A 26,533-nucleotide genomic window follows, 5' to 3' on the forward strand; every position below is an offset into this window, starting at 1 on the left:
TTCATTAATAAATCCGTTCATTACGTACTCTTTTTTCATCATTCCATAATCGCTGTTGCGTTTTTTCTTTTTTACCCGGCAAAAGTATTGCGCCCTGCTCTCCTTTGCGGCATTTTTTAAATCAAGCACACACAAAATGTATTCAGACAGGGTAACGGAGAAGGTTATGTGTTCAATTTTTGGCGTATTCGATATTAAGTCAGATGCAGGGGAACTGCGGAAAAAGGCGCTCGAGCTGTCACGCCTGATGCGCCATCGCGGCCCGGACTGGTCCGGTATTTTTGCCTGCGACAAGGCCATCCTCGCGCATGAACGTCTGTCCATTGTCGACGTCAACGCGGGCGCTCAGCCACTGTATAACGAAAAGAAAACCCACGTATTGGCTGTCAACGGCGAAATCTACAACCATCAGGCGTTGCGTGCAGAATATGGCGATCGCTATGCGTTCCAGACCGGCTCCGACTGCGAAGTTATCCTCGCGCTGTACCAGGAAAAAGGCCCGGAATTTCTTGACGATCTGCAAGGAATGTTCGCTTTCGCCCTGTACGATACCGAGAAAGACGCGTATCTGATTGGTCGCGACCACATCGGGATTATCCCGCTGTATATGGGTTATGACGAACACGGTAACCTGTATGTTGCTTCGGAAATGAAAGCGTTGGTGCCGGTTTGCCGCACGATTAAAGAGTTTCCGGCGGGCAGCTATTTGTGGAGCCAGGACGGTGAGATTCGTCAGTACTATCAGCGCGACTGGTTCGAGTACGATGCGGTAAAAGATAACGTTACCGACAAAGCGGAACTGCGCCAGGCACTGGAAGACTCGGTAAAAAGCCATCTGATGTCAGATGTGCCGTACGGCGTGTTGCTCTCCGGCGGTCTGGATTCTTCAGTGATTTCCGCTATCACCAAAAAGTTCGCCGCGCGTCGCGTGGAAGATCAGGAAAGATCTGAAGCCTGGTGGCCGCAACTACACTCCTTCGCCGTCGGTCTGGAAGGTTCTCCGGATCTGAAAGCCGCGCAGGAAGTCGCGAACCATCTGGGCACGGTGCACCATGAGATTCACTTCACCGTGCAGGAAGGGTTAGATGCGATCCGCGATGTAATTTATCACATCGAAACGTACGATGTGACCACGATTCGCGCGTCAACGCCAATGTACTTAATGTCGCGTAAAATCAAAGCGATGGGCATCAAAATGGTGCTATCCGGCGAGGGATCTGACGAAGTGTTCGGCGGCTATCTTTACTTCCATAAAGCGCCAAACGCCAAAGAACTGCACGAAGAAACGGTACGTAAACTGCAGGCGCTACATATGTTTGACTGCGCGCGCGCCAACAAAGCGATGTCAGCCTGGGGCGTGGAAGCCCGCGTCCCGTTCCTCGACAAGAAATTTCTCGATGTGGCCATGCGTATCAATCCGGAAGATAAGATGTGCGGCAACGGCAAGATGGAAAAACATATCCTGCGTGAATGTTTCGAATCTTACCTGCCGGCAAGCGTCGCATGGCGTCAGAAAGAGCAATTCTCCGATGGCGTGGGCTACAGCTGGATCGACACCCTGAAAGAAGTGGCGGCGCAGCAGATATCCGACCAGCAACTGGAGACCGCCAGCTTCCGCTTCCCTTACAACACGCCAGGCTCGAAAGAAGCGTATCTGTATCGTGAGATCTTTGAAGAACTGTTCCCGCTCCCGAGCGCCGCGGAATGCGTGCCGGGCGGCCCGTCTGTCGCCTGCTCTTCCGCCAAAGCGATCGAATGGGATGAAGCGTTCAAAACCATGAACGATCCTTCCGGACGCGCGGTCGGCGTACATCAGTCGGCATACAAATAAATCTGCATGATGAAATGGGTCCGCAAGGGCCCTTTTTTTGTTCTAAAATCTTGCCCATAAAGTGTTTCATAACCAATAATTGCCGATTATTGCGTCACGCTGTTCGCAACCTAACCAAACAGTCACATTCACGCTGTTTTCGATGAAAAAGAGGTTGACGCTTCAAGGCTCAATACGCATAATGCGCCCCGCAACGCCGATAAGGTAACGCGAAAAAAGAGGGCTACGTAGCTCAGTTGGTTAGAGCACATCACTCATAATGATGGGGTCACAGGTTCGAATCCCGTCGTAGCCACCATCTTTTTTGCGGGAGTGGCGAAATTGGTAGACGCACCAGATTTAGGTTCTGGCGCCGCAAGGTGTGCGAGTTCAAGTCTCGCCTCCCGCACCATTCACCAGTACGCGTTGCACGGATGGGGTATCGCCAAGCGGTAAGGCACCGGTTTTTGATACCGGCATTCCCTGGTTCGAATCCAGGTACCCCAGCCATATTTCTTCGAGTTTGCGGATCACCGCGACGGTCATTGGGGTATCGCCAAGCGGTAAGGCACCGGTTTTTGATACCGGCATTCCCTGGTTCGAATCCAGGTACCCCAGCCATCGAAGAAATACTCTGGCTACGTAGCTCAGTTGGTTAGAGCACATCACTCATAATGATGGGGTCACAGGTTCGAATCCCGTCGTAGCCACCATCTTACGAAATGTCGATTGATTCGGCAGATTCAGAAAAATTTGTTGGGGTATCGCCAAGCGGTAAGGCACCGGATTCTGATTCCGGCATTCCGAGGTTCGAATCCTCGTACCCCAGCCACATTTTTCAGACGTTCCGCTAACGAACGTAAGAAGTACGCCAATTGGGGTATCGCCAAGCGGTAAGGCACCGGATTCTGATTCCGGCATTCCGAGGTTCGAATCCTCGTACCCCAGCCACGTTAAAAAAGCTCGCTTCGGCGAGATTTTTGCTTTTATGAATTCCGAAAGTCCCAGCCAGCCGTATACATGTTCTGCCTCTGTCGCTAGATTAAGCCACGGCAGATAAAGGGACGTTACGATGAACTACCAGATTTTTCCGTTTATATTTACCCGGACGGCAACGCTGTTCCTTTTTGTTTTCGCCGTCGTGCTAACTTTCTTTGACCTTTCCGCGTTGCTAACCTACCTCATTCTGGTCGATTTACTCTTTCCCATCGGCATATCAATGCGCCTGCACCAGCTCAACGAAACGGGAGTAGCGCTCACGCTAACGGAGAAGACCCACAATATCACCTACATTCATGGTTTACCGGCGCATGAACAGCGGGTGGTTATTAAAAACCCCTGTTTCTGGTCGAAAAAACGTATCCAGCAATTTTATATCTTCAGCTTTCTTGGGAAGCTAATTTTACAGGGGTTCTGTATCGCGATATTGGCACGCGAATATCTCCTGACAGGAACAAATGCCGCAACAGACATCGTCGCCCTGCTCATACTTGTGTATATGCTATCGATGTCAGGGAGAAGCGCCTATATGCTATATCGCATCGCCACCCATCGTTGGCGCTGTGAACCCCTGACGACCAGCAGCGGAAGCGTCTGGTATCAGGGATTTTTATTCGAAGGAAACAACAGAGTAACGCTGTTCGAGCGGCTACTTTAAGCGCGTGTTACAACCCTAACGCATACTTCAGCGCCTGGCGTTTAACGACACCCGCACGTTCAGCAGCCATCAGGCCGAGGTTGCGCAGCATACGCAGCGGCGGCAGGTTATTACTGAATCCAGCGTAAAACAGATCCATGCCACTCTGCATCATAAAGTTATCCGCCATGCGCCGCATTTGGTAGCGCTTCAACACCGGCTGGCTGGCCCAACGTTCCCCATAGCTGCGCGCATTTACCAGCACATCGATCAGCGCATCGACATCGCGATAGCCGAGGTTCACCCCCTGCCCGGCCAGCGGATGAATGGTATGCGCCGCATCGCCCACCAGCGCCAGGCCCGGCTGAACATACTGCAACGCGTGTCGACGGGTCAGCGGGAACGCACCTGCGGCCAGCGGCGTCACCGGCCCCAGCCGCGCCGGGAAATGTTTTACGATTTCCGCCTGCAACTGCGGCATGCTCAGGGTCTGCAACTGGCGAATACGCGCTGGCGCGTCATACCATACCAGCGACGCCCAGCGATCAAAGAGCGGCAGAAAGGCGCGCGGGCCATCCGGCGTAAACTGCTGCCAGGTACTGTCCCCCGGCGCCTGCTCGCACTGAACGCTGATCAGCATGCATGACTGCGCATACTGCCAGGCGTGAATGCCAATGCCAGCCCGTTGGCGCACCTGTGAATTCGCCCCGTCAGCGCCGACCACCAGCTTCGCCATAATATGCTCGCCATCTGCCAGCTCCAGTACCTGACTGTCGTGATGACGGTGTAGCGCCGCAAGCGACGCAGGGACTCGCAGGGTAACGTTCGGATGCGCCTCCAGCGCCTGCCACAGCGCCTGCTGCAAAACAGTGTTCTCGACCATATAGCCCAGCAGCGGAAGCTTCAGTTCCGCAGCGTCAAAAACAACGTGGGCATTTTCCCATTCCCAGGTTTCCAGCCGACGATAAGGATGGCTGCGCATCCCTTGTACCGCATCCCAGACGCCCAGGCTTTTTAACAGCGAAACAGACGCGGCGCTGATCGCGGAAATACGCACGTCGGGCCGGCTGTCCGCCGCAAAGGGCGCTGGCGCGGCATGTTCAATCACCGTGACCGTAAATCCGTTCTGCGCCAGTCCCAGCGCCAGCGCGCCGCCGACCATTCCTCCGCCGACAATGGCCACTTCCGTTGGTTGATTTGTCATGGTCATTCATCCTGTTACGTGAATCAGATAAGTTTACAGGATTTTTTACCCCTTGAGGCTGATAACGGTCATACTGGTCACAACCGCGGCAAAGCATTACACTATGCGCCCTGCAATTCAGCCACTATTTCGCAAGAGCAAGTCGATGACCAAAAAACTCCATATTAAAACCTGGGGCTGTCAGATGAACGAATACGATTCATCGAAGATGGCCGATCTGCTGGATGCCACTCACGGGTATCAACTGACCGACGTGGCGGAAGAAGCGGATGTGCTGCTGCTGAATACCTGCTCTATCCGCGAGAAGGCTCAGGAAAAAGTCTTCCACCAGTTAGGCCGCTGGAAGCTGCTGAAAGAGAAAAACCCCGATCTGATTATCGGCGTCGGCGGCTGCGTAGCGTCTCAGGAAGGCGAACATATCCGTCAACGCGCTCACTATGTCGACATTATTTTTGGCCCGCAGACGCTGCACCGTCTGCCGGAGATGATCAACTCCGTTCGCGGCGATCGCAGCCCGGTGGTGGACATCAGTTTCCCGGAAATCGAGAAATTTGACCGTCTGCCGGAACCGCGCGCGGAAGGGCCGACCGCTTTCGTTTCTATTATGGAAGGCTGCAACAAATATTGTACCTACTGCGTGGTGCCGTACACCCGTGGTGAAGAGGTCAGCCGTCCGTGCGATGACATCCTGTTCGAAATTGCCCAACTGGCGGCTCAGGGCGTGCGTGAAGTGAACCTGCTCGGTCAGAACGTTAACGCCTGGCGCGGTGAGAACTACGACGGCACCACCGGATCTTTCGCCGACCTGCTGCGTCTGGTCGCCGCCATCGACGGTATCGATCGCATTCGTTTTACGACCAGCCATCCGATCGAGTTTACCGACGACATCATTGAGGTTTACCGTGATACGCCGGAACTGGTGAGCTTCCTGCACCTGCCGGTGCAGAGCGGCGCGGATCGCGTACTTAACCTGATGGGACGCACCCACACGGCGCTGGAATACAAAGCGATTATCCGTAAACTGCGCGCGGCGCGCCCGGATATTCAAATCAGCTCCGATTTTATCGTCGGCTTCCCGGGGGAAACCACTCAGGATTTCGAGCAGACCATGAAACTGATTGCCGACGTCAATTTTGACATGAGCTACAGCTTTATCTTCTCTGCGCGTCCGGGTACCCCGGCAGCCGACATGGTGGATGACGTGCCGGAAGAAGAGAAAAAGCAACGACTGTATATTCTTCAGGATCGCATTAACCAGCAGGCAATGGCCTGGAGCCGCCGTATGCTCGGCACCGTTCAGCGCATTCTGGTCGAAGGCACGTCGCGTAAGAGCATCATGGAACTGTCCGGTCGTACTGAAAATAACCGCGTGGTCAACTTTGAAGGCACGCCGGATATGATCGGTAAGTTTGTCGACGTGGAAATCACCGACGTCTGGACCAACTCCCTGCGCGGTAAAGTGGTACGTACCGAAGACGAAATGGGCCTGCGTATCGCTGAAACGCCGGAATCGGTCATTGCCCGCACCCGTAAAGAAAACGATATTGGCGTCGGGTTCTACCAGCCTTAACGCCTTCAGGCCCGCTACGCTGGCGGGCCTTGTAATTCTTCTCGCCGCCCCCATTTCTACTGCAATGCTTGCGCCTTTATCCACTGGCGTGAATAATTTCCTTATCAGCCGGTGAACGTTCATCTTCCGGCTACCTATGCATAAGAGGAACAGTTTGAACACAGACACTCGCGAAATTACCCTTGAGCCCGCAGACAATGCCCGCCTGCTGAGCCTTTGCGGCCCGTTTGACGACAACATCAAACAGCTGGAACGCCGTCTCGGCATCGAGATTAACCGCCGTGACAACCACTTTAAACTGACCGGTCGCCCAATTTGCGTTACCGCTGCGGCAGATATTTTGCGCAGTCTGTATGTTGATACCGCGCCGATGCGCGGCCAGATTCAGGACATCGAACCGGAACAGATTCATCTCGCCATTAAAGAGGCGCGCGTGCTTGAGCAGAGCGCCGAAAGCGTGCCGGAATACGGCAAAGCGGTGAACATTAAAACCAAACGTGGCGTCATTAAACCTCGCACGCCGAACCAGGCGCAGTACATCGCCAATATTCTCGACCACGATATCACCTTCGGCGTCGGGCCGGCGGGTACCGGTAAAACCTATCTGGCGGTCGCGGCGGCGGTCGATGCGCTGGAACGTCAGGAAATTCGTCGCATTCTGTTGACCCGCCCAGCGGTTGAAGCGGGTGAGAAACTCGGCTTCCTGCCGGGCGATCTCAGTCAGAAGGTCGATCCGTATCTGCGCCCGCTGTATGACGCGCTGTTTGAAATGCTCGGCTTTGAGAAAGTGGAAAAGCTGATCGAGCGCAACGTGATTGAAGTCGCGCCGCTGGCCTATATGCGCGGACGCACCCTGAATGACGCGTTCATTATTCTTGATGAAAGCCAGAACACCACCATCGAACAGATGAAGATGTTTCTGACCCGTATCGGCTTTAACTCAAAAGCGGTGATCACTGGCGATATCACACAGATTGACCTGCCGCGCAACACGAAGTCCGGGCTGCGTCACGCGATTGAAGTGCTGGCGAACGTCGAAGAGATCAGCTTCAACTTCTTCCACAGCGAAGACGTAGTGCGCCATCCGGTGGTCGCGCGCATCGTGAACGCTTATGAGGCCTGGGAAGAAGCGGAACAAAAACGCAAAGCCGAACTGGCGGCGGAACGCAAGCGTGAAGCGCAGGAGCAAGAGCAGAAATGAATCCGGTGATCCTTGATTTACAGCTGGCGTGTGAAAACAACGCGGGCCTGCCGGACGAAGTCCAGTTTCAGACATGGCTGAATGCGGTAATCCCGCAGTTTCAGGAAGAATCAGAAGTGACGATTCGCCTGGTCGATACCGCGGAAAGCCACGATCTCAACCTGACCTACCGGGGAAAAGATAAGCCGACCAACGTGCTCTCCTTTCCGTTTGACGCGCCGCCGGGTATTGAGATGCCGTTGCTGGGCGATCTGGTTATCTGCCGTCAGGTGGTTGAACAGGAAGCGCAGGAACAGGGCAAGCCGCTGGAAGCCCATTGGGCGCATATGGTGGTACACGGCAGTTTGCATTTACTCGGCTACGACCACATCGAAGACGATGAGGCCGAGGAAATGGAAGCCCTCGAAACAGAGATTATGCTTGCTCTGGGCTATGAGGATCCGTACATTGCCGAGAAGGAGTAGCACTCCTTCATTTTGCATGCCTGAGACGCGTAGCGCCATCAGGCGGTAAATGCCGTCAGCGGCTGAGTTTACGCCTGACGCGCGTTCGATTAACTAACATGAGAACCCATACGACGCCATGAGCGACGACAATTCACACAGTAGTGACACGTTAAGCAACAAGAAGGGATTTTTCTCCCTGTTACTGAGCCAACTTTTCCACGGTGAACCGAAAAACCGTGATGAACTGCTGGCGCTGATCCGTGATTCCGGGCAAAACGAGCTGATCGATGAAGATACGCGCGACATGCTCGAAGGGGTAATGGATATTGCGGACCAGCGCGTTCGCGATATCATGATCCCCCGCTCCCAGATGATTACCCTGAAACGCAACCAGACGCTGGACGAATGCCTCGATGTCATTATCGAGTCCGCCCACTCGCGTTTTCCGGTGATCAGCGAAGACAAAGATCACATTGAAGGGATTCTGATGGCGAAGGATTTGCTGCCGTTTATGCGCAGCGACGCCGAAGCCTTCAGCATGGAAAAAGTGTTACGCCAGGCCGTTGTCGTCCCGGAGAGCAAACGCGTTGACCGGATGCTCAAGGAGTTCCGCTCACAGCGTTATCATATGGCTATCGTCATCGACGAGTTCGGCGGCGTCTCTGGTCTGGTGACCATTGAAGACATCCTTGAACTGATCGTGGGTGAAATCGAAGACGAGTATGACGAAGAAGACGATATCGACTTCCGCCAACTCAGCCGCCACACCTGGACCGTCCGCGCGCTTGCGCCGATTGAAGATTTTAATGAAGCTTTCGGCACCCACTTTAGCGATGAAGAGGTCGATACCATCGGCGGCCTGGTGATGCAGGCGTTTGGTCACCTGCCCGCCCGCGGTGAAACCATTGACATTGATGGTTACCAGTTCAAAGTGGCCATGGCCGACAGCCGCCGTATTATTCAGGTTCATGTCAGAATTCCGGATGACTCCCCCCAGCCAAAACTGGACGAATAAAACCGAACGGGAAGAAGAACTCAATGGCATTTGCCTCTTTACTTGAACGCCAGCGCATTCGCCTGCTGCTGGCGTTATTATTCGGGGCCAGCGGGACGCTGGCATTTTCTCCGTATGACATCTGGCCCGCGGCGATAATTTCGCTTATGGGCCTGCAGGCGTTAACCTTAAACCGACGTCCGCTCCAGTCCGCCGCTGTCGGCTACTTCTGGGGACTGGGGTTGTTCGGCACCGGTATCAACTGGGTGTACGTCAGCATCGCGCAGTTTGGCGGGATGCCTGGTCCGGTCAACGTCTTTCTCGTGGTGCTGCTCGCCGCTTACCTTTCTTTGTATACCGGCCTGTTTGCCGGGATCCTGGCGCGCCTGTGGCCGGAAACCCGCTGGCTGCGCGTGGCGATTGCCGCGCCAGTGGTCTGGCAAATCACCGAGTTCCTGCGCGGCTGGGTTCTGACCGGCTTCCCGTGGCTGCAGTTTGGCTACAGCCAGATTGACGGCCCGCTGAAGGGGCTGGCGCCGGTAATGGGCGTCGAGGCGATCAATTTTATACTGATGATGACGAGCGGCCTGCTGGTGCTGGCCCTCGTCAGCCGAAACTGGCGTCCGCTGGCGGTGGCGGCGATACTGTTTGCGCTGCCTTTCCCGCTGCGATACATCCAGTGGTATACGCCGGAACCCGAAAGGGCGACCCAGGTTTCTCTGGTGCAGGGGGATATCCCGCAGTCGCTGAAGTGGGACGAAAGCCAACTGATCAATACGCTGAAAATCTACCTTGATGCCACCCAACCGCTGATGGGGAAATCGCAGCTGATCATCTGGCCGGAATCCGCAATTCCGGATCTGGAAATTAACCAGCAGCGCTTCCTCGGCATGATGGACGATTTGTTACGTTCAAAAAACAGTACGCTCATTACCGGCATCGTTGACGCGCGCCTGAACAAGCAGAACCGTTACGACACCTACAACACGATTATTACGCTGGGTAAAGACAATCCTTACAGCTACGACTCAGGCAATCGCTACAACAAAAACCACCTCGTGCCGTTTGGCGAGTTTGTGCCGCTGGAGTCGATCCTGCGTCCGTTAGCGCCCTTTTTTGATCTGCCGATGTCCTCATTCAGCCGCGGTCCGTATATCCAGCCGCAGCTGCACGCCCATGGCTTTGCCCTGACGGCGGCCATTTGCTACGAGATCATTCTGGGCGAACAGGTGCGGGATAACTTCCGTCCGGACACCGACTACCTGCTGACCATCTCTAACGACGCATGGTTCGGCAAGTCGATTGGCCCGTGGCAGCACTTCCAGATGGCGCGGATGCGTTCGCTGGAGCTGGCAAGACCGCTGCTGCGTAGCACCAATAACGGGATAACCGCGGTAATTGGCCCGCAGGGCGATGTCCAGGCGATGATCCCTCAGTTTACGCGTCAGGTGCTGACCACCACCGTGACGCCGACCACAGGCTTAACGCCGTATGCCCGTACCGGCAACTGGCCGCTGTGGGCGATAACCGCCCTGTTTGGTTTTGGCGCACTGCTAATGAGCTTGCGTCAACGCCGGAAGTAACCCTCCCGCGTAATCTCGCCGGATGGCGGCCCTGGCCCGTCTCCGGCGTTTCCTTTCTCCTGCTATTCCATTCTGGCACGTCTATTGCTTTGTAATACAAGGCAAACCTGTTTTAAGCCCAACGTGCAACCGGGACGCACCAACGCGGTTCATCGGTAGCACCGAAACAGTGCAATGAAAGATTTTTGCCTCCGGATGGTGCGGCGCACTTCGCAAAAATAAACAATAACGCAGCAATATCTTTACATTCAGCCAAACTAAATGTTAACAAACAGGTACAACACTGCACGCGCAAGTTGCAGACGATAACAACATCACAATGGGTATCAATGCGCCGATGGCGCAGACGATAAAGGAGTTGGATATGCAATTACGTAAGCTAGCCACAGCAATGCTGGTTATGGGGCTGTCTGCCGGTGTGGCGCACGCGGAAGACGCCGCGCCTGCTGCGGGCAGCACGCTGGACAAGATCGCCAAAAACGGCGTCATTGTCGTGGGTCACCGTGAGTCATCCGTACCGTTCTCGTATTATGACAATCAGCAGAAAGTGGTGGGTTATTCTCAGGACTACTCCAACGCCATCGTTGAAGCGGTGAAGAAGAAGCTGAATAAGCCTGACCTGCAGGTGAAGCTGATTCCGATTACCTCCCAGAACCGTATTCCGCTGCTGCAAAACGGCACTTTCGATTTTGAGTGCGGCTCTACCACCAACAACGTTGAGCGCCAGAAGCAGGCCGCATTCTCTAACACCATCTTTGTCGTCGGTACCCGCTTGCTGGCGAAAAAAGGCGGCGACATTAAAGACTTCCCGGATCTGAAGGGCAAAGCGGTGGTGGTGACTTCCGGTACCACCTCGGAGATTCTGCTGCATAAGCTGAACGACGAGCAAAAAATGAATATGCGCATCATCAGCGCCAAAGACCACGGTGACTCCTTCCGCACGCTGGAAAGCGGTCGCGCAGTCGCGTTCATGATGGATGATGCCCTGCTGGCGGGCGAACGCGCGAAGGCGAAGAAACCGGACAACTGGGAAATCGTCGGCAAAGCGCAGTCCGAAGAAGCTTACGGCTGCATGCTGCGTAAAAACGATCCGGATTTCAAAAAATTGATGGATGAGACCATCGCCCAGGCGCAAACCTCTGGCGAAGCGGCAAAATGGTTTGATAAATGGTTTAAAAACCCTATCCCGCCCAAGAACCTGAACATGAATTTCGAACTCTCTGACGAAATGAAGGCCCTGTTCAAAGAGCCAAACGACAAAGCACTTAACTAACAACAATGAAATAGGGCGAGATCTCCTTGCCCTCTCGATTGCTGGTCAGCACGGACAGACTATACGCCTGATGGTCGTTCCCCATCAGGCCTGAAAACCGAAACACGCTGATCAACAATCTTCGAGGGTAGCGCTGCTACCCTTTTTTTTCGGAGTAGATGTATGTCAATAGACTGGAACTGGGGTATTTTTTTACAGGAAGCCCCCTTCGGCAACACCACCTATCTCGGCTGGCTCTGGAGTGGCTTTCAGGTCACCGTGGCGTTATCCATCACCGCCTGGATCATTGCTTTTCTCGTCGGCTCGTTATTCGGCATTCTTCGCACTGTGCCGAACCGTTTTCTTTCCGGTATCGGCACGCTTTACGTGGAACTGTTCCGTAACGTTCCGCTGATCGTGCAGTTCTTTACCTGGTATCTGGTCGTGCCGGAACTGCTGCCGGAAGATCTCGGCATGTGGTTTAAGGCAGAACTGGATCCCAACATTCAGTTCTTCCTGTCGTCAATGATCTGTCTGGGGCTGTTTACCGCCGCCCGCGTTTGTGAGCAGGTACGCGCGGCAATACAGTCGCTGCCGCGCGGGCAAAAGAATGCGGCGCTGGCCATGGGACTGACGCTGCCGCAGGCGTATCGTTACGTGCTGCTGCCTAACGCTTACCGGGTGATCGTACCGCCGATGACCTCAGAGATGATGAACCTGGTGAAAAACTCGGCCATCGCCTCCACCATCGGTCTGGTCGATATGGCGGCGCAGGCGGGCAAGCTGCTCGATTACTCCGCCCACGCCTGGGAATCCTTTACCGCCATTACCCTGGCATACGTATTAATTAATGCCTTCATCATGCTGGTGATGAACCTGGTGGAACGGAAAGTCCGCCTGCCTGGCAATATGGGAGGCAAATAATGTACGAATTTGACTGGAGTTCCATTGTCCCTTCCCTGCCGTATCTGCTGGACGGCCTGCTGATTACGCTGAAAATCACCCTGACAGCGGTGGTCGTGGGGATTGTCTGGGGCACGCTGCTCGCGGTAATGCGCCTCTCAAGCTTTGCGCCGATCGCCTGGTTTGCCAAAGCCTACGTTAACGTTTTCCGCTCCATCCCGCTGGTGATGGTACTGCTGTGGTTCTACCTGATTGTGCCGGGGCTACTGCAGGATGTGCTGGGCCTGTCGCCGAAAACCGATATCCGTCTGATCTCGGCGATGGTGGCTTTTTCGATGTTCGAAGCGGCGTATTACTCCGAGATTATCCGCGCCGGTATCCAGAGTATTTCCCGCGGACAGTCAAGCGCTGCGCTGGCGCTGGGGATGACCCACTGGCAGTCGATGAAGCTCATCATTCTGCCGCAGGCGTTTCGCGCGATGGTACCGCTGCTGCTCACGCAGGGCATCGTCCTCTTCCAGGACACCTCCCTTGTTTACGTTTTAAGCCTTGCGGACTTCTTCCGCACCGCGTCCACGATTGGCGAGCGTGACGGCACGCAGGTTGAAATGATCCTGTTTGCTGGCGCCGTCTACTTTGTTATCAGCCTGAGCGCGTCGTTGTTGGTCAGCTATTTGAAGAAAAGGACAGTTTAATGATTACCCTGAAAAATGTTTCGAAATGGTATGGTCACTTTCAGGTGTTGACCGACTGCTCCACGGAAGTAAAAAAAGGCGAAGTGGTGGTGGTTTGCGGTCCCTCGGGTTCCGGTAAGTCAACGCTGATTAAAACCGTTAACGGCCTGGAACCCGTGCAAAAAGGCGAAATTACCGTCAACGGTATAATGGTCAACGACAAGAAAACGGATCTGGCGAAGCTGCGCTCGCGCGTCGGCATGGTGTTCCAACACTTTGAGTTATTTCCACATCTGTCGATCATCGAAAACCTGACGCTGGCGCAGGTCAAAGTGCTTAAGCGCGATAAAGCCCCTGCCCGTGAAAAAGCGCAGAAACTGCTGGAGCGCGTCGGCCTTGCCGCCCACGCCAACAAGTATCCGGCGCAGCTTTCCGGCGGCCAACAGCAGCGTGTGGCGATTGCCCGCGCGCTGTGCATGGATCCGATCGCGATGCTGTTTGACGAACCCACGTCGGCACTCGACCCGGAGATGATCAACGAAGTGCTGGACGTCATGGTCGAGCTGGCCAACGAAGGGATGACCATGATGGTGGTCACGCACGAAATGGGCTTTGCGCGTAAAGTGGCGAACCGGGTGATTTTTATGGACGAAGGAAAAATTGTCGAAGACTCGCCAAAAGAAGCGTTCTTCGCTAACCCGCAATCCGAACGCGCAAAAGACTTCCTTGCGAAAATCCTGCATTGATCCTGACGGCGCGCACGGCAGAGTGCGCGCCATCTCACGCTTTCTTGTTTCGCTCCTCGAATCCTTTTCAGCCCGGCGTTACCCTTGCCACAAAAGTAGCGCTTACAAGGAGCAACAATGGCACTTCCGATTTTGTTTGATTGCGATCCGGGTCATGACGACGCTATCGCAATGGTTCTCGCCCTCGCCTCACCAGAACTTGATGTTAAAGCCATTACCGCCTCCGCCGGCAACCAGACGCCAGAGAAAACACTGCGTAACGTGCTGCGTATGCTGACGTTGTTGAAACGTACCGATATTCCGGTCGCGGGCGGGGCGGTGAAGCCATTAACGCGCGAGCTGATCATCGCCGATAACGTTCATGGCGAAAGCGGGCTGGACGGTCCGGCGCTGCCGGAACCGGCTTTTGCGCCGCAGCCCTGCACCGCCGTCGAGTTAATGGCGAAAACCCTGCGCGAAAGTCCACAACCGGTCACCATCGTCTCGACCGGTCCGCAGACCAACGTTGCGCTATTACTGAATAGCCACCCGGAACTGCACGCCAACATTGCGCGAATAGTGATCATGGGCGGCGCGATGGCGCTGGGTAACTGGACGCCCGCCGCCGAGTTTAATATTTTTGTCGACCCGGAAGCGGCGGAAATCGTCTTCCAGTCGGGCATTCCGGTCGTGATGGCGGGACTGGACGTCACGCACAAAGCGCAGATCCATGCTGATGATACCGAACGTTTTCGCGCCATCGGCAACCCGATCGCGACCATCGTCGCTGAACTACTCGATTTCTTCCTCGAGTATCATAAAGATGAAAAATGGGGATTCACCGGCGCGCCGCTGCATGACCCCTGTACCATCGCCTGGCTGCTGAAGCCGGAGCTGTTTACCACCGTGGAGCGCTGGGTCGGCGTCGAAACGCAGGGTAAGTACACGCAGGGAATGACAGTCGTGGATTACTATTTCCTGACGGGCAATAGACCGAACGCCACCGTGATGGTGGATGTCGATCGCGAAGGGTTTGTGGATCTTCTGGCTGAACGCCTGACGGCTTACGCGTAATGTTTGCCGGATGGCGACACCGCCATCCGGCAATGCGAATCACGGCTCGAACGGTCTGCGCTGAAACTGATCGTGACCGCATTTTGGACACAGCGGCAGTACGTCTGGCGTATACACGGCTAAATGGAAATGGCATTTTTCACACACCAGGTTGCCTAACCCCACCACCTCGCCGCTGTGATAAACCCCGTGATGGCTGAGATCCTGGAACACCTCACGCCATTCCAGCTGCGTTTTGTCGGTAATATCCGCCAGTTCCTGCCACAGGCTCTCTTTAATTACCCGCATAAAGACGCTGTCGGACTCCTCCTCTAGGCTCTCTTCGTAGCTCATGGCGAACTCTTCCAGGTCGCGTCTGACCGCGCGGATCAGTTCGTCCGCCTCGGTTCGCGTTAACTCCCCTGCCTGCAATACCCGCTGCCGCGCCTGTTCCACCAGCAGGTCGATATCGCGTTCGCCGTTACGCAGGCGTTCGCTTAATGACGCCACCAGTTCACGGTAATATTGAGCAACCTTGTTCATCGTTTCGCCTCCTGGGTCGTTAACTGTCTATAATAATAGACGTTATTTGCACACTGCTTTGTAAGATCGCCCGCAGAGTGAGTAAATCAATGCGCGGATTAACCCTGCGAAAGACTGTTTTGACGCGGGCGTTTGGGCTATGCTATGCGGATCTAAAACACCACCTCTAAAGCTACGTTTGTAGCTGTATTGAAAACAGGACCACTGGCTGCCATGCAAGAGCAATACCGCCCGGAAGAGATAGAATCCAAAGTACAGCTTCACTGGGATGAGAAGCGCACATTTGAAGTAACCGAAGACGAGAGCAAAGAGAAGTATTACTGCCTGTCTATGCTTCCCTATCCTTCTGGCCGACTACACATGGGCCACGTGCGTAACTACACCATCGGTGACGTGATCGCCCGTTACCAGCGCATGCTCGGCAAAAACGTGTTGCAGCCTATCGGTTGGGACGCTTTCGGCCTGCCTGCGGAAGGCGCAGCGGTGAAAAACAACACCGCGCCGGCGCCGTGGACTTACGACAACATCGCCTATATGAAAAACCAGCTTAAAATGCTGGGCTTCGGCTACGACTGGAGCCGTGAACTGGCGACCTGCACCCCGGAATACTATCGCTGGGAACAGAAATTCTTTACCGAGCTGTATAAAAAAGGTCTGGTTTACAAAAAGACCTCTGCGGTGAACTGGTGCCCGAACGATCAGACCGTGCTCGCTAACGAACAGGTGATCGACGGCTGCTGCTGGCGCTGCGACACCAAAGTTGAGCGTAAAGAGATCCCGCAGTGGTTTATCAAAATTACCGCTTATGCGGACGAACTGCTGAACGATCTGGACAAGCTCGATCACTGGCCTGACACCGTCAAAACGATGCAGCGCAACTGGATTGGCCGTTCTGAAGGCGTGGAAATCACCTTTGATGTGACCGGTTATGAAGATACGCTGACCGTTTACACCACCCGCCCGGATACCTTTATGGGCGCCACTTACCTGGCCGTTGCCGCCGGTCACCCGCTGGCGCAGAAAGCCGCGGCGAACAACCCGGAACTGGCTGCCTTTATCGACGAATGCCGCAATACCAAAGTCGCGGAAGCCGATATGGCGACCATGGAGAAGAAAGGCGTCGATACCGGCTTTAAAGCGGTACATCCGTTAACCGGCGAAGCGATCCCGGTCTGGGCGGCGAACTTCGTGCTGATGGAATACGGCACCGGCGCGGTCATGGCGGTTCCGGGTCACGATCAGCGCGACTACGAATTTGCCACCAAATACGGTTTAACCATCAAACCCGTCATTCTTGCCGCCGACGGTTCCGAACCGGATCTGTCCGAACAGGCGCTGACCGAAAAAGGCGTGCTGTTTAACTCCGGCGAATTCGACGGTCTGGCCTTTGAAGACGCCTTCAACGCGATTGCCGACAAACTGGCGGCGCAAGGCGTGGGCGAGCGCAAAGTGAACTACCGTCTGCGCGACTGGGGCGTTTCCCGTCAGCGCTACTGGGGCGCGCCGATCCCAATGGTCACCCTGGAAGACGGCACCGTCATGCCAACCCCGGAAGATCAACTGCCGGTTATCCTGCCGGAAGACGTGGTCATGGACGGCATCACCAGCCCGATCAAAGCAGATCCTCAGTGGGCGAAAACCACCGTTAACGGTCAGCCAGCGCTGCGTGAAACCGACACCTTCGACACCTTTATGGAGTCCTCCTGGTATTACGCGCGCTACACCTGCCCGCAGTATCAGGAAGGCATGCTGGATTCCAAAGCCGCCAACTACTGGCTGCCTGTGGATATTTACATCGGCGGTATTGAACACGCCATCATGCATCTGCTCTACTTCCGCTTCTTCCATAAGCTGATGCGCGACGCGGGCATGGTGAACTCTGACGAACCGGCGAAACAGTTGCTGTGTCAGGGCATGGTGCTGGCGGATGCGTTCTATTATGTCGGCGAAAACGGCGAGCGTAACTGGGTTTCTCCGGTAGATGCCATTGTTGAGCGTGACGAGAAAGGCCGTATCGTGAAAGCGAAAGACGCGGCAGGCCATGAACTGGTGTACACCGGCATGAGCAAAATGTCGAAGTCGAAAAACAACGGTATCGACCCGCAGGTGATGGTTGAGCGTTACGGCGCCGACACCGTACGTCTGTTCATGATGTTCGCCTCCCCGGCGGATATGACCCTCGAATGGCAGGAGTCCGGCGTTGAAGGGGCAAACCGCTTCCTGAAACGCGTCTGGAAATTGGTTTACGAGCATACTTCACGTGGCGACGCTGCGCCGCTGAACGTTGCCGCGCTGAGTGAAGATCAAAAAGCATTGCGTCGCGACGTACACAAAACGATCGCCAAAGTGACCGATGATATTGGTCGTCGTCAGACCTTCAACACCGCTATCGCCGCGATCATGGAACTGATGAATAAGCTGGCGAAAGCGCCGCAGGAAGACGAACAGGACCGCGCCCTGATGCAGGAAGCGCTGTTGGCGGTTGTGCGTATGCTTAACCCGTTCACTCCGCACGTCTGCTTTACGTTGTGGCAGTCGCTGAAAGGCGAAGGCGATATCGACAATGCGCCGTGGCCGGTGGCTGACGACGCCGCGATGGTTGAAGACTCCACCCTCGTCGTGGTGCAGGTCAACGGCAAAGTGCGTGGCAAAATCACCGTTCCGGTGGATGCGACCGAAGAACAGGTTCGTGAACGTGCGGGTCAGGAACATCTGGTCGCAAAATATCTTGAGGGCGTGACCGTGCGTAAAGTGATTTACGTACCGGGTAAACTTCTCAATCTGGTCGTTGGCTAAGCGCGGGAGGAAGCGTGCGATATCTGGCAACAGTGTTGTTATCTCTGGCGGTGTTAACCACCGCCGGGTGTGGCTGGCATCTGCGTAGCACTACGCAGGTTCCGGACACCATGAAAACCATGATCCTCGACTCCGGTGATCCTAACGGCCCACTGAGTCGTGCGGTGCGTAATCAGTTGCGCCTGAACGATGTTGAGCTGCTGGAAAAAGGCTCAATGCGTAAAGATGTCCCATCGTTACGTCTGGGCGCCGTCAGTATTTCTCAGGATACGGCGTCGGTCTTCCAGGACGGTCAGACGGCTGAGTATCAGATGGTCATGAACGTTAACGCCTCGGTGCTGATCCCGGAACACGGTATTTACCCGATCAACACCAAAGTGTACCGTTCATTCTTCGACAACCCGCAGATGGCGCTGGCGAAGGATAACGAACAGCAGATGATCATCAACGAAATGTATGACAAAGCGGCTGAACAGCTGATTCGTAAGCTGTCCAGCGTAAAAATCGCTGATGTCCGCTCTGTTCAGGAAGAAGAAAAAACTGAAAATACCGCGGCCACACCTGCGGCTTCTTCCTCACGCGTTTCAACCACGCTGGGTAACTGATGATTCGGTTGTACCCTGAACAACTCCGCGCGCAGCTCTCCGAAGGGCTGCGCGCGGCGTATTTATTACTCGGTAACGACCCTCTTTTGTTGCAGGAAAGCCAGGACGCCATTCGTCAGGCAGCGGTAGCGCAGGGGTTCGAAGAACACCATACCTTTTCGCTCGACAACAGCACCGACTGGAATGCGCTGTTTTCACAGTGTCAGGCGATGAGTCTGTTCGCCAGTCGACAGACGCTGTTGCTGTTGCTGCCGGAAAACGGTCCAAACGCCGCCATCAACGAGCAGCTGGCCCACCTCACTCAGTTACTGCATGACGATCTCCTGCTTTTGGTGCGCGGTAATAAGCTCACAAAAGCCCAGGAAAATGCCGCGTGGCTCAGCGCGCTGGCCGATCGGAGCGTACAGGTCAGTTGCCAGACGCCGGAGCAGGCTCAGCTTCCGCGCTGGGTGGCCGCCCGGGCAAAACAAAAGAATCTGCAACTGGATGACGCGGCAAATCAGCTGCTGTGCTATTGCTATGAAGGCAACCTGCTGGCGCTGGCGCAGGCGCTGGAACGCCTGTCATTGCTGTGGCCGGACGGAAAACTCACGCTACCCCGTGTCGAACAGGCGGTGAACGATGCCGCGCACTTTACCCCGTTTCATTGGGTCGATGCGCTGGTGATGGGCAAGAGCAAACGCGCACTGCATATTCTTCAGCAATTACGCCTGGAAGGCAGCGAGCCGGTCATTTTATTGCGTACCCTGCAGCGTGAACTTTTACTGCTGGTCAACCTCAAGCGCCAGGCCGCCCATACGCCCCTGCGCGCGCTGTTTGATAAACACCGCGTCTGGCAAAACCGCCGTGCCATGACGAGCGAAGCCCTGAACCGACTAAGCCTGACGCAACTGCGCCAGGCGGTGCAGCTACTGACACGTACAGAAATAACGCTGAAGCAGGATTATGGCCAGTCAGTCTGGGCGGAACTCGAAGGTCTTTCGCTGCTGATTTGCCATAAGGCGCTGGCAGACGTTTTTATTGATGGTTGATATGAAATCGTTACAGGCACTTTTTGGCGGCACCTTTGATCCGGTGCATTATGGTCACCTCAAGCCCGTGGAAACCCTGGCCAACCTGATTGGCCTGTCACGGGTGATTGTGATGCCGAACAATGTTCCCCCGCATCGTCCACAGCCGGAGGCCACCAGCGCCCAGCGGAAAACGATGCTCGAGCTGGCCATAGCCGATAAACCGCTGTTCACCCTTGATGAGCGTGAGCTGCTGCGCGATACGCCTTCTTATACCGCGCAAACGCTGAAAGAATGGCGAGAGGAGCAAGGTCCGGATGCGCCGCTGGCGTTTATCATCGGCCAGGATTCACTGCTAACCTTTCCCACGTGGCATGACTACGAAACCATCCTTGATAACACCCATCTGATCGTCTGCCGCCGTCCAGGTTACCCACTGGAGATGGCGCAGGAGCAGCATCAACGCTGGCTGGAAAAGCATCTGACGCATACTCCGGACGATCTGCACCGGCTGCCCGCGGGCAAAATCTATCTTGCCGAAACACCGTGGTTTAATGTCTCCGCCACCCTTATTCGCGAGCGTCTGGAAAACGGCGAATCCTGCGACGACCTGATGCCGAAAGCAGTATTGGACTATATTAATCTGCACGGTTTGTATCGTTAAGCACATCCGCTAACGCCGCCAGCAGGCGGTCGTTTTCTCCGCTACTGCGTATCGCCACCCGAAAATAACGCGCATCAAGCCCTGGATAATTGGCGCAGCTACGGATCAAAATATGCCGTTCGAGGAGCGCGCGCTGCAGATCCCTTTCGCATTTCAGCAGCAGATAATTTGCCCGGCCAGGATAGACGCTCAAACCCGACAGCGCGCTCAACTGCTGATAAACGCGTTCCCCTTCCTCTTTCAGCCACTGCCAGGTCGCCTGCTGCCAGGCGATGTCATCCAGCAGATGTTCTCCGGCAAGCGCCGCAAACGCATTGATCGACCAGGGCATCTGCCGGGCGCGTACTCTGGCGACCGCCTGCTCGTCGCTGTTGACCAGATACCCCAGACGCAGCCCCGGAATGGCATAAAACTTGGTCAACGAACGCAGCACCCAGATATGCGGGTTAGCCTGCAAGGTGGGAATAAACCCCGGCTCGTCGGGGATGAAATCGAGAAAGGCTTCATCCAGAATCAGTGCGATATTCAGCGCCTTACAGCGTCGCGCAATGGCCTCGAGCAGCGACCGCTCCGGCAGCAGGCCGGTAGGATTATTAGGCGTACAGAGAAACAGGCAGTCATGCTCAGCGCGGAGCGCGCCAAGGATAGCGTCGGTGAGCTGCCAGCCGTCCGCCTCACGCAGGGCGAACAGGTCAATCTGACATTCGCCGCGGCGTAAGGCGCGACCGTATTCGGCAAAGCCGGGCGTGACAATCATTGCCCGTCGCGGTTTAAGGCCGTCCACCAGCGCGAAAATCGCCTCCGTCTCGCCGTTTGTCGCCAGGATCCAGGATGCGGGGATCTGATGATGTTTCGCCAGCGCCTGATGAAGATGGCGGTACTCAACGTCCGGATAGCGCTCGGCAAGATGAAGATTGTCGACGATGGCGCGTTTTACCGACGCCGGCATACCCAGCGGGTTAATATTCGCGCTAAAATCCAGCAGCCGATCGGCTGAAATACCGAGTAGCTCGGCGGCCTCGCGGGTATTCCCGCCGTGTGCGCTTGAAAACAGAGACATCGTGCCGCTCCTGGCAAAAAACGTTATTTTAAAGAAAACAGCGCGCGCAATCAGGGCCAATATCATGTTTTGCGCGAATACGTTCACGAGGAAAAAATGCGACTCTGGTTAGTTCGTCATGGTGAAACCGAAGCCAATGTAGCCGGTCTGTACAGCGGCCATGCTCCCACGCCGCTGACGGCGCGAGGCATTACTCAGGCGCAGACGCTGAACACACTGCTCAAGCAGGTTCCCTTTGAGCAGGTACTGTGCAGCGAGCTGGAGCGGGCGCAGCATACGGCGCGCTTAGTCTTAGCCGGGCGAGATCTTCCTCTCCTGACCCGCCCCGAGCTGAATGAAATGTTTTTCGGCGACTGGGAAATGCGCCATCACCGGGATCTGTGCGAAGAAGATGCGAGCAATTACGCGGCGTGGTGCAACGACTGGCAAAATGCGATCCCCACCAACGGTGAAGGATTTCAGGCGTTTTCAGGCCGGGTGGATCGGCTGATAAGCCAGCTTGCCGACTACCAGCATCATACACATGTGCTGATGGTCAGCCATCAGGGCGTACTTAGCCTGCTGATTGCAAAGCTGCTTTCTATGCCCGCGACCGCCATGTGGCGCTTTCGCGTTGAGCAAGGCTGCTGGAGCGCCATTGATTTCCACGACGATTTTGCCACACTGCGGGTACTGAACAGCAGAGCGGTATGGCAGCCGGGAGAATGAAAGGTCTGTTTTTTAGCGCCAGACACGCTTCGACCATTGACACCCCCTGACAGGCTGCTATTCTCCGCTGCCAGACTTTTCCCGCCCTTCAGCCCTTTGCAGAAATTGTTTTACAAAAATGGCGATGCATTCTGTTGCATGGGGTGGGATGATAGCCCACTTTCCGCACCTGAGCCGGTGACATTTGTCCCGTACCCGTGTGGGTTCAGGTATACTGACAGACTTATTTGTTTTATGCATTCATGCCCCAGGAGGAAAACTTGCAGGGTAAAGCACTCCAGGATTTTGTTATCGACAAAATTGATGACCTTAAAGGTCAGGACATCATCGCCTTAGACGTTCAGGGCAAATCCAGCATCACTGACTGTATGATTATCTGTACCGGCACCTCCAGCCGCCATGTGATGTCTATCGCCGATCACGTTGTGCAGGAATCCCGCGCGGCGGGCATGCTGCCGCTGGGCGTGGAAGGCGAAAGTGTTGCCGACTGGATCGTCGTTGACCTGGGTGAAGTGATTGTCCACGTGATGCAGGAAGAAAGCCGTCGCCTGTATGAACTGGAAAAACTCTGGAGTTAATGCGTGAAGCTTCAACTTGTCGCGGTAGGCACGAAAATGCCCGACTGGGTACAAACCGGTTTTACCGAGTACCTGCGGCGTTTTCCAAAAGATATGCCTTTTGAGCTTATCGAAATTCCAGCGGGCAAACGCGGCAAGAACGCGGATATTAAGCGTATTCTCGACAAAGAGGGTGAACTGATGCTGGCCGCCGCAGGCAAAAACCGCATCGTCACCCTGGATATTCCGGGTAAACCCTGGGACACGCCGCAGCTGGCAACGGAACTGGAACGCTGGAAGCTGGACGGGCGTGACGTCAGCTTGCTCATCGGCGGGCCGGAGGGCCTCTCTCCCGCCTGTAAAGCAGCGGCGGAACAAAGCTGGTCGCTCTCCGCGCTGACCCTTCCCCACCCGCTGGTTCGGGTGTTGGTCGCCGAGAGCCTGTATCGGGCATGGAGCATTACCACTAATCACCCCTATCACCGTGAGTGATCGTTGAGCTTGAGTAGACTACGCAGCGGATGAAACTACAGAATTCTTTTCGCGACTATACGGCTGAGTCCGCGCTGTTTGTGCGCCGGGCGCTGGTCGCCTTTTTGGGTATATTGCTGCTCACCGGCGTGCTTATCGCCAACCTGTACAATCTGCAAATCGTCCGGTATACCGACTACCAGACCCGCTCAAATGAAAACCGCATCAAGCTGGTGCCCATTGCCCCCAGCCGCGGCATTATATACGACCGTAACGGCATTCCGCTGGCCCTGAACCGCACGATTTACCAGATCGAAATGATGCCGGAAAAGGTAGACAACGTGCAGCAAACGTTAGACGCCCTGCGCAACGTCGTGGATCTCACCGACGACGATATCTCGGCCTTTAAGAAAGAACGCGCCCGTTCGCACCGTTTCACCTCCATTCCCGTGAAAACCAACCTGACCGAAGTGCAGGTCGCGCGTTTTGCTGTAAACCAGTACCGTTTCCCTGGCGTCGAAGTGAAAGGCTATAAGCGCCGCTACTACCCTTACGGCTCCGCACTCACTCACGTTATCGGCTACGTGTCGAAGATCAATGATAAAGATGTCGAACGGCTGGATAAAGACGGCAAGCTGGCGAACTATGCCGCCACCCATGACATCGGTAAGCTGGGCATTGAGCGCTACTACGAAGATGTGCTTCACGGCCAGACCGGCTACGAAGAAGTTGAAGTCAATAACCGGGGCCGCGTCATCCGCCAGCTTAAAGAAGTGCCGCCGCAGGCCGGGCACGACATCCACCTCACCATAGATTTAAAACTGCAGCAGTATATTGAGACGCTACTCGCAGGCAGCCGCGCGGCGGTGATCGTGACCGACCCACGCACCGGCGGCGTGCTGTCGCTGGTGTCAATGCCCAGCTATGACCCGAACCTGTTTGTCGACGGCATTTCCAGTAAAGACTATTCCGGTTTGCTTAACGATCCGAACACGCCGCTGGTCAACCGCGCCACGCAAGGGGTTTATCCACCGGCCTCGACGGTAAAACCGTATGTCGCCGTCTCCGCGTTAAGCGCAGGCGTGATTACCCGCAATACCAGCCTGTTCGACCCGGGGTGGTGGCAGTTGCCGGGGTCTGAAAAACGCTACCGCGACTGGAAAAAGTGGGGCCACGGACATCTGAACGTCACCAAATCGCTGGAAGAATCCGCCGATACCTTCTTCTATCAGGTCGCGTATGACATGGGTATTGACCGCCTGTCCGAGTGGATGGGTAAATTTGGCTACGGGCACTATACCGGTATCGATCTCGCGGAAGAGCGCTCCGGTAACATGCCGACCCGCGAATGGAAAATGAAGCGCTTTAAGAAGCCGTGGTATCAGGGCGATACCATTCCGGTGGGTATCGGACAAGGTTACTGGACGGCCACGCCGATTCAGATGAGCAAAGCGCTGATGATCCTGATTAACGACGGCGTAGTAAAAGTGCCACATCTGCTGATGAGCACTTCCGAAAACGGCAAGCAGGTTCCGTGGGTACAGCCCCACGAACCGCCGGTTGGCGACATTCACTCTGGTTACTGGGAACTGGCGAAAGACGGTATGTACGGCGTGGCAAACCGCGGTAACGGTACTGCGCATAAATACTTTGCCAGCGCGCCGTATAAAATCGCGGCCAAATCCGGTACGGCCCAGGTCTTTGGCCTGAAAGCCAACGAAACCTATAACGCGCATAAAATTGCCGAACGCCTGCGCGATCACAAGCTGATGACGGCCTTCGCGCCTTATGATAACCCACAGGTTGCGGTCGCCATGATCCTCGAAAACGGCGGCGCTGGCCCGGCGGTGGGGACAATTATGCGTCAGATTCTTGACCACATTATGTTGGGTGACAATAACACCAGTCTGCCAGCTGAAAACCCGGCGGTTGCGGCGGCGGAGGATCAATAACGATGACGGATAATCCGAACAAAAAAACATTCTGGGATAAAATTCATATCGATCCCACCATGTTGCTGATTCTGCTGGCGCTGCTTGTGTACAGCTCGCTGGTGATCTGGAGCGCCAGCGGCCAGGATATTGGCATGATGGAGCGTAAGGTCGGGCAGATCGCCATTGGTCTGGTGATCATGGTGGTAATGGCGCAAATTCCGCCTCGCGTTTATGAAGGCTGGGCGCCCTATCTTTACATTGTCTGCATCATATTGCTGGTGGCGGTCGATGCCTTCGGGGCAATATCAAAAGGGGCACAGCGCTGGCTGGATCTCGGCATCGTGCGCTTTCAGCCATCCGAAATCGCCAAGATCGCCGTTCCGCTAATGGTCGCGCGCTTTATCAACCGCGACGTTTGCCCGCCATCGCTGAAGAATACCGCCATTGCACTGGTGCTGATTTTTATGCCGACCCTGCTGGTGGCGGCGCAGCCTGACCTGGGCACCTCAATTCTGGTCGCCCTTTCCGGCCTGTTTGTGCTGTTCCTTTCGGGCCTGAGCTGGCGTCTGATTGGCGTGGCGGCGCTGCTGCTTGCCGCGTTTATTCCGATCCTGTGGTTCTTCCTGATGCATGATTATCAACGCCAGCGCGTCATGATGCTTCTCGACCCGGAAACCGATCCGTTAGGCGCGGGCTACCATATTATTCAGTCTAAGATCGCGATTGGCTCAGGCGGCCTGAGCGGTAAAGGCTGGCTGCATGGGACGCAGTCGCAGCTGGAATTTCTTCCGGAACGTCATACCGACTTTATCTTCGCGGTACTGGCCGAAGAACTGGGCCTGGTGGGGATCCTTATCCTGCTGGCGCTGTACATCCTGCTGATCATGCGTGGCCTGTGGATTGCCGCCCACGCGCAAACCACCTTTGGTCGCGTCATGGCCGGTGGTTTAATGTTGATATTATTCGTTTATGTCTTCGTTAATATTGGTATGGTGAGTGGTATTCTGCCTGTTGTAGGCGTTCCGCTGCCACTGGTCAGTTACGGAGGCTCGGCGCTGATTGTGCTGATGGCCGGGTTCGGGATTGTCATGTCGATCCATACCCACAGAAAAATGTTATCGAAAAGCGTGTAAG

24 protein-coding genes and 7 tRNA genes are annotated in these 26,533 nt (G+C 55.3%); 28 read left to right on the forward strand and 3 right to left on the reverse strand.

What is annotated here, in order from left to right:
* Positions 1-166: 166 nt before the first annotated feature.
* From asnB to APU02_RS00475, 9 genes are all read left to right on the forward strand, one after another.
* On the forward strand, positions 167-1,831 hold the full coding sequence (asnB, locus tag APU02_RS00435) for an asparagine synthase B (protein ID WP_060568901.1): 1,665 nt from the start codon (positions 167-169) through the stop codon (positions 1,829-1,831).
* Positions 1,832-2,052: 221 nt separating this feature from the next.
* A tRNA-Met gene (locus APU02_RS00440) sits at positions 2,053-2,129 on the forward strand.
* An 8-nt stretch (positions 2,130-2,137) separates the two neighbouring features.
* Positions 2,138-2,222, forward strand: a tRNA-Leu gene (locus APU02_RS00445).
* A gap of 23 nt (positions 2,223-2,245) precedes the next feature.
* Positions 2,246-2,320, forward strand: a tRNA-Gln gene (locus APU02_RS00450).
* A gap of 36 nt (positions 2,321-2,356) precedes the next feature.
* Positions 2,357-2,431: transfer RNA gene (locus tag APU02_RS00455), tRNA-Gln, on the forward strand.
* Between the two features lie 15 nt (positions 2,432-2,446).
* Positions 2,447-2,523, forward strand: a tRNA-Met gene (locus APU02_RS00460).
* Positions 2,524-2,567: 44 nt separating this feature from the next.
* Positions 2,568-2,642: transfer RNA gene (locus tag APU02_RS00465), tRNA-Gln, on the forward strand.
* 44 nt (positions 2,643-2,686) lie between these two features.
* A tRNA-Gln gene (locus APU02_RS00470) sits at positions 2,687-2,761 on the forward strand.
* A 121-nt stretch (positions 2,762-2,882) separates the two neighbouring features.
* Complete coding sequence (locus APU02_RS00475; RefSeq protein WP_060568902.1) at positions 2,883-3,467, forward strand: hypothetical protein; 585 nt, start codon at positions 2,883-2,885, stop codon at positions 3,465-3,467.
* 7 nt (positions 3,468-3,474) lie between these two features.
* Here the strand turns inward: APU02_RS00475 and ubiF are convergent, their stop codons facing one another.
* The gene (gene ubiF, locus APU02_RS00480; protein WP_060568903.1) at positions 3,475-4,650 is read right to left on the reverse strand and encodes a 3-demethoxyubiquinol 3-hydroxylase; all 1,176 of its coding nucleotides are present in this window, start codon (positions 4,648-4,650) and stop codon (positions 3,475-3,477) included.
* A gap of 145 nt (positions 4,651-4,795) precedes the next feature.
* Between ubiF and miaB the strand changes: the two genes are divergently transcribed.
* From miaB to rihA, 10 genes are all read left to right on the forward strand, one after another.
* Positions 4,796-6,220, forward strand: a complete 1,425-nt coding sequence (gene miaB, locus APU02_RS00485) for a tRNA (N6-isopentenyl adenosine(37)-C2)-methylthiotransferase MiaB (RefSeq protein ID WP_042285454.1) — start codon at positions 4,796-4,798, stop codon at positions 6,218-6,220.
* 154 nt (positions 6,221-6,374) lie between these two features.
* Complete coding sequence (locus tag APU02_RS00490; RefSeq protein ID WP_042285455.1) at positions 6,375-7,421, forward strand: PhoH family protein; 1,047 nt, start codon at positions 6,375-6,377, stop codon at positions 7,419-7,421.
* Entirely contained in the window at positions 7,418-7,885 is a 468-nt protein-coding gene (gene ybeY, locus APU02_RS00495) for an rRNA maturation RNase YbeY (RefSeq protein WP_060568904.1), read from the forward strand. The genes APU02_RS00490 and ybeY overlap by 4 nt, the downstream gene beginning before the upstream one ends.
* Before the next feature lie 118 nt (positions 7,886-8,003).
* A complete protein-coding gene (corC, locus tag APU02_RS00500) occupies positions 8,004-8,882 on the forward strand; it encodes a CNNM family magnesium/cobalt transport protein CorC (RefSeq protein ID WP_042285457.1) in 879 nt (292 codons plus the stop codon).
* Between the two features lie 23 nt (positions 8,883-8,905).
* The gene (gene lnt / locus APU02_RS00505) at positions 8,906-10,444 is read left to right on the forward strand and encodes an apolipoprotein N-acyltransferase (RefSeq protein WP_060568905.1); all 1,539 of its coding nucleotides are present in this window, start codon (positions 8,906-8,908) and stop codon (positions 10,442-10,444) included.
* A gap of 364 nt (positions 10,445-10,808) precedes the next feature.
* Positions 10,809-11,717 (forward strand): amino acid ABC transporter substrate-binding protein, encoded by a 909-nt coding sequence (locus APU02_RS00510; protein ID WP_042285462.1) that lies wholly within the window; start codon positions 10,809-10,811, stop codon positions 11,715-11,717.
* Positions 11,718-11,879: 162 nt separating this feature from the next.
* On the forward strand, positions 11,880-12,620 hold the full coding sequence (gene gltJ / locus APU02_RS00515; RefSeq protein ID WP_042285465.1) for a glutamate/aspartate ABC transporter permease GltJ: 741 nt from the start codon (positions 11,880-11,882) through the stop codon (positions 12,618-12,620).
* Complete coding sequence (gene gltK, locus APU02_RS00520; RefSeq protein ID WP_042285468.1) at positions 12,620-13,294, forward strand: glutamate/aspartate ABC transporter permease GltK; 675 nt, start codon at positions 12,620-12,622, stop codon at positions 13,292-13,294. Before gltJ ends, gltK begins: the two co-directional genes overlap by 1 nt.
* Positions 13,294-14,019, forward strand: a complete 726-nt coding sequence (gene gltL, locus APU02_RS00525) for a glutamate/aspartate ABC transporter ATP-binding protein GltL (protein ID WP_042285471.1) — start codon at positions 13,294-13,296, stop codon at positions 14,017-14,019. Before gltK ends, gltL begins: the two co-directional genes overlap by 1 nt.
* Positions 14,020-14,136: 117 nt before the next feature.
* Complete coding sequence (rihA, locus tag APU02_RS00530; protein ID WP_060568906.1) at positions 14,137-15,072, forward strand: pyrimidine-specific ribonucleoside hydrolase RihA; 936 nt, start codon at positions 14,137-14,139, stop codon at positions 15,070-15,072.
* A gap of 39 nt (positions 15,073-15,111) precedes the next feature.
* On the opposite strand, the gene APU02_RS00535 is transcribed toward rihA, so the two are convergent.
* Complete coding sequence (locus APU02_RS00535) at positions 15,112-15,594, reverse strand: zinc ribbon-containing protein (RefSeq protein WP_042285476.1); 483 nt, start codon at positions 15,592-15,594, stop codon at positions 15,112-15,114.
* Between the two features lie 213 nt (positions 15,595-15,807).
* Here APU02_RS00535 and leuS point away from each other — a divergent pair, with 213 nt between their 5' ends.
* The 4 genes from leuS to nadD are packed head-to-tail and all read left to right on the forward strand — an operon-like array spanning position 15,808 to position 20,669.
* Entirely contained in the window at positions 15,808-18,390 is a 2,583-nt protein-coding gene (gene leuS / locus APU02_RS00540; protein WP_060568907.1) for a leucine--tRNA ligase, read from the forward strand.
* A gap of 14 nt (positions 18,391-18,404) precedes the next feature.
* Positions 18,405-18,995: an LPS assembly lipoprotein LptE gene (gene lptE / locus APU02_RS00545; RefSeq protein WP_060568908.1), complete on the forward strand. Its 591-nt coding sequence runs from the start codon at positions 18,405-18,407 to the stop codon at positions 18,993-18,995.
* Complete coding sequence (gene holA / locus APU02_RS00550; RefSeq protein ID WP_060568909.1) at positions 18,995-20,026, forward strand: DNA polymerase III subunit delta; 1,032 nt, start codon at positions 18,995-18,997, stop codon at positions 20,024-20,026. Before lptE ends, holA begins: the two co-directional genes overlap by 1 nt.
* A gap of 1 nt (position 20,027) precedes the next feature.
* Complete coding sequence (gene nadD / locus APU02_RS00555) at positions 20,028-20,669, forward strand: nicotinate-nucleotide adenylyltransferase (RefSeq protein WP_082636759.1); 642 nt, start codon at positions 20,028-20,030, stop codon at positions 20,667-20,669.
* Here nadD and cobD read toward each other — a convergent pair.
* Complete coding sequence (gene cobD, locus APU02_RS00560; protein WP_060568910.1) at positions 20,644-21,729, reverse strand: threonine-phosphate decarboxylase CobD; 1,086 nt, start codon at positions 21,727-21,729, stop codon at positions 20,644-20,646. The genes nadD and cobD overlap by 26 nt on opposite strands.
* Before the next feature lie 96 nt (positions 21,730-21,825).
* On the opposite strand from cobD, the gene APU02_RS00565 reads away from it, so the two are divergent.
* From APU02_RS00565 to mrdB, 5 genes are all read left to right on the forward strand, one after another.
* Positions 21,826-22,437, forward strand: coding sequence for an adenosylcobalamin/alpha-ribazole phosphatase (locus tag APU02_RS00565; RefSeq protein WP_042285494.1), 612 nt, complete (start codon positions 21,826-21,828; stop codon positions 22,435-22,437).
* A gap of 260 nt (positions 22,438-22,697) precedes the next feature.
* Entirely contained in the window at positions 22,698-23,015 is a 318-nt protein-coding gene (gene rsfS / locus APU02_RS00575; RefSeq protein WP_012904988.1) for a ribosome silencing factor, read from the forward strand.
* 3 nt (positions 23,016-23,018) lie between these two features.
* The gene (gene rlmH / locus APU02_RS00580) at positions 23,019-23,486 is read left to right on the forward strand and encodes a 23S rRNA (pseudouridine(1915)-N(3))-methyltransferase RlmH (RefSeq protein ID WP_042285498.1); all 468 of its coding nucleotides are present in this window, start codon (positions 23,019-23,021) and stop codon (positions 23,484-23,486) included.
* A gap of 29 nt (positions 23,487-23,515) precedes the next feature.
* Positions 23,516-25,417, forward strand: a complete 1,902-nt coding sequence (gene mrdA / locus APU02_RS00585) for a peptidoglycan DD-transpeptidase MrdA (RefSeq protein ID WP_060568911.1) — start codon at positions 23,516-23,518, stop codon at positions 25,415-25,417.
* Positions 25,418-25,419: 2 nt separating this feature from the next.
* On the forward strand, positions 25,420-26,532 hold the full coding sequence (mrdB, locus tag APU02_RS00590) for a peptidoglycan glycosyltransferase MrdB (RefSeq protein ID WP_042285504.1): 1,113 nt from the start codon (positions 25,420-25,422) through the stop codon (positions 26,530-26,532).
* Position 26,533: the final 1 nt, after the last annotated feature.

The organism is Citrobacter sp. 50677481 (genome assembly GCF_001463265.1).
GTDB lineage: Bacteria > Pseudomonadota > Gammaproteobacteria > Enterobacterales > Enterobacteriaceae > Citrobacter_A > Citrobacter_A sedlakii.

Excerpts from the sequence above, each read along its gene's own strand:
- asnB (WP_060568901.1), top strand. The coding sequence starts at position 167 with ATGTGTTCAATTTTTGGCGTATTCGATATTAAGTCAGATGCAGGGGAA.
- APU02_RS00475 (WP_060568902.1), top strand. The coding sequence starts at position 2,883 with ATGAACTACCAGATTTTTCCGTTTATATTTACCCGGACGGCAACGCTG.
- ubiF (WP_060568903.1), bottom strand. The coding sequence starts at position 4,650 with ATGACAAATCAACCAACGGAAGTGGCCATTGTCGGCGGAGGAATGGTC.
- miaB (WP_042285454.1), top strand. The coding sequence starts at position 4,796 with ATGACCAAAAAACTCCATATTAAAACCTGGGGCTGTCAGATGAACGAA.
- ybeY (WP_060568904.1), top strand. The coding sequence starts at position 7,418 with ATGAATCCGGTGATCCTTGATTTACAGCTGGCGTGTGAAAACAACGCG.
- corC (WP_042285457.1), top strand. The coding sequence starts at position 8,004 with ATGAGCGACGACAATTCACACAGTAGTGACACGTTAAGCAACAAGAAG.
- lnt (WP_060568905.1), top strand. The coding sequence starts at position 8,906 with ATGGCATTTGCCTCTTTACTTGAACGCCAGCGCATTCGCCTGCTGCTG.
- APU02_RS00510 (WP_042285462.1), top strand. The coding sequence starts at position 10,809 with ATGCAATTACGTAAGCTAGCCACAGCAATGCTGGTTATGGGGCTGTCT.
- gltJ (WP_042285465.1), top strand. The coding sequence starts at position 11,880 with ATGTCAATAGACTGGAACTGGGGTATTTTTTTACAGGAAGCCCCCTTC.
- gltK (WP_042285468.1), top strand. The coding sequence starts at position 12,620 with ATGTACGAATTTGACTGGAGTTCCATTGTCCCTTCCCTGCCGTATCTG.
- gltL (WP_042285471.1), top strand. The coding sequence starts at position 13,294 with ATGATTACCCTGAAAAATGTTTCGAAATGGTATGGTCACTTTCAGGTG.
- rihA (WP_060568906.1), top strand. The coding sequence starts at position 14,137 with ATGGCACTTCCGATTTTGTTTGATTGCGATCCGGGTCATGACGACGCT.
- APU02_RS00535 (WP_042285476.1), bottom strand. The coding sequence starts at position 15,594 with ATGAACAAGGTTGCTCAATATTACCGTGAACTGGTGGCGTCATTAAGC.
- leuS (WP_060568907.1), top strand. The coding sequence starts at position 15,808 with ATGCAAGAGCAATACCGCCCGGAAGAGATAGAATCCAAAGTACAGCTT.
- holA (WP_060568909.1), top strand. The coding sequence starts at position 18,995 with ATGATTCGGTTGTACCCTGAACAACTCCGCGCGCAGCTCTCCGAAGGG.
- nadD (WP_082636759.1), top strand. The coding sequence starts at position 20,028 with ATGAAATCGTTACAGGCACTTTTTGGCGGCACCTTTGATCCGGTGCAT.
- cobD (WP_060568910.1), bottom strand. The coding sequence starts at position 21,729 with ATGTCTCTGTTTTCAAGCGCACACGGCGGGAATACCCGCGAGGCCGCC.
- APU02_RS00565 (WP_042285494.1), top strand. The coding sequence starts at position 21,826 with ATGCGACTCTGGTTAGTTCGTCATGGTGAAACCGAAGCCAATGTAGCC.
- mrdA (WP_060568911.1), top strand. The coding sequence starts at position 23,516 with ATGAAACTACAGAATTCTTTTCGCGACTATACGGCTGAGTCCGCGCTG.
- mrdB (WP_042285504.1), top strand. The coding sequence starts at position 25,420 with ATGACGGATAATCCGAACAAAAAAACATTCTGGGATAAAATTCATATC.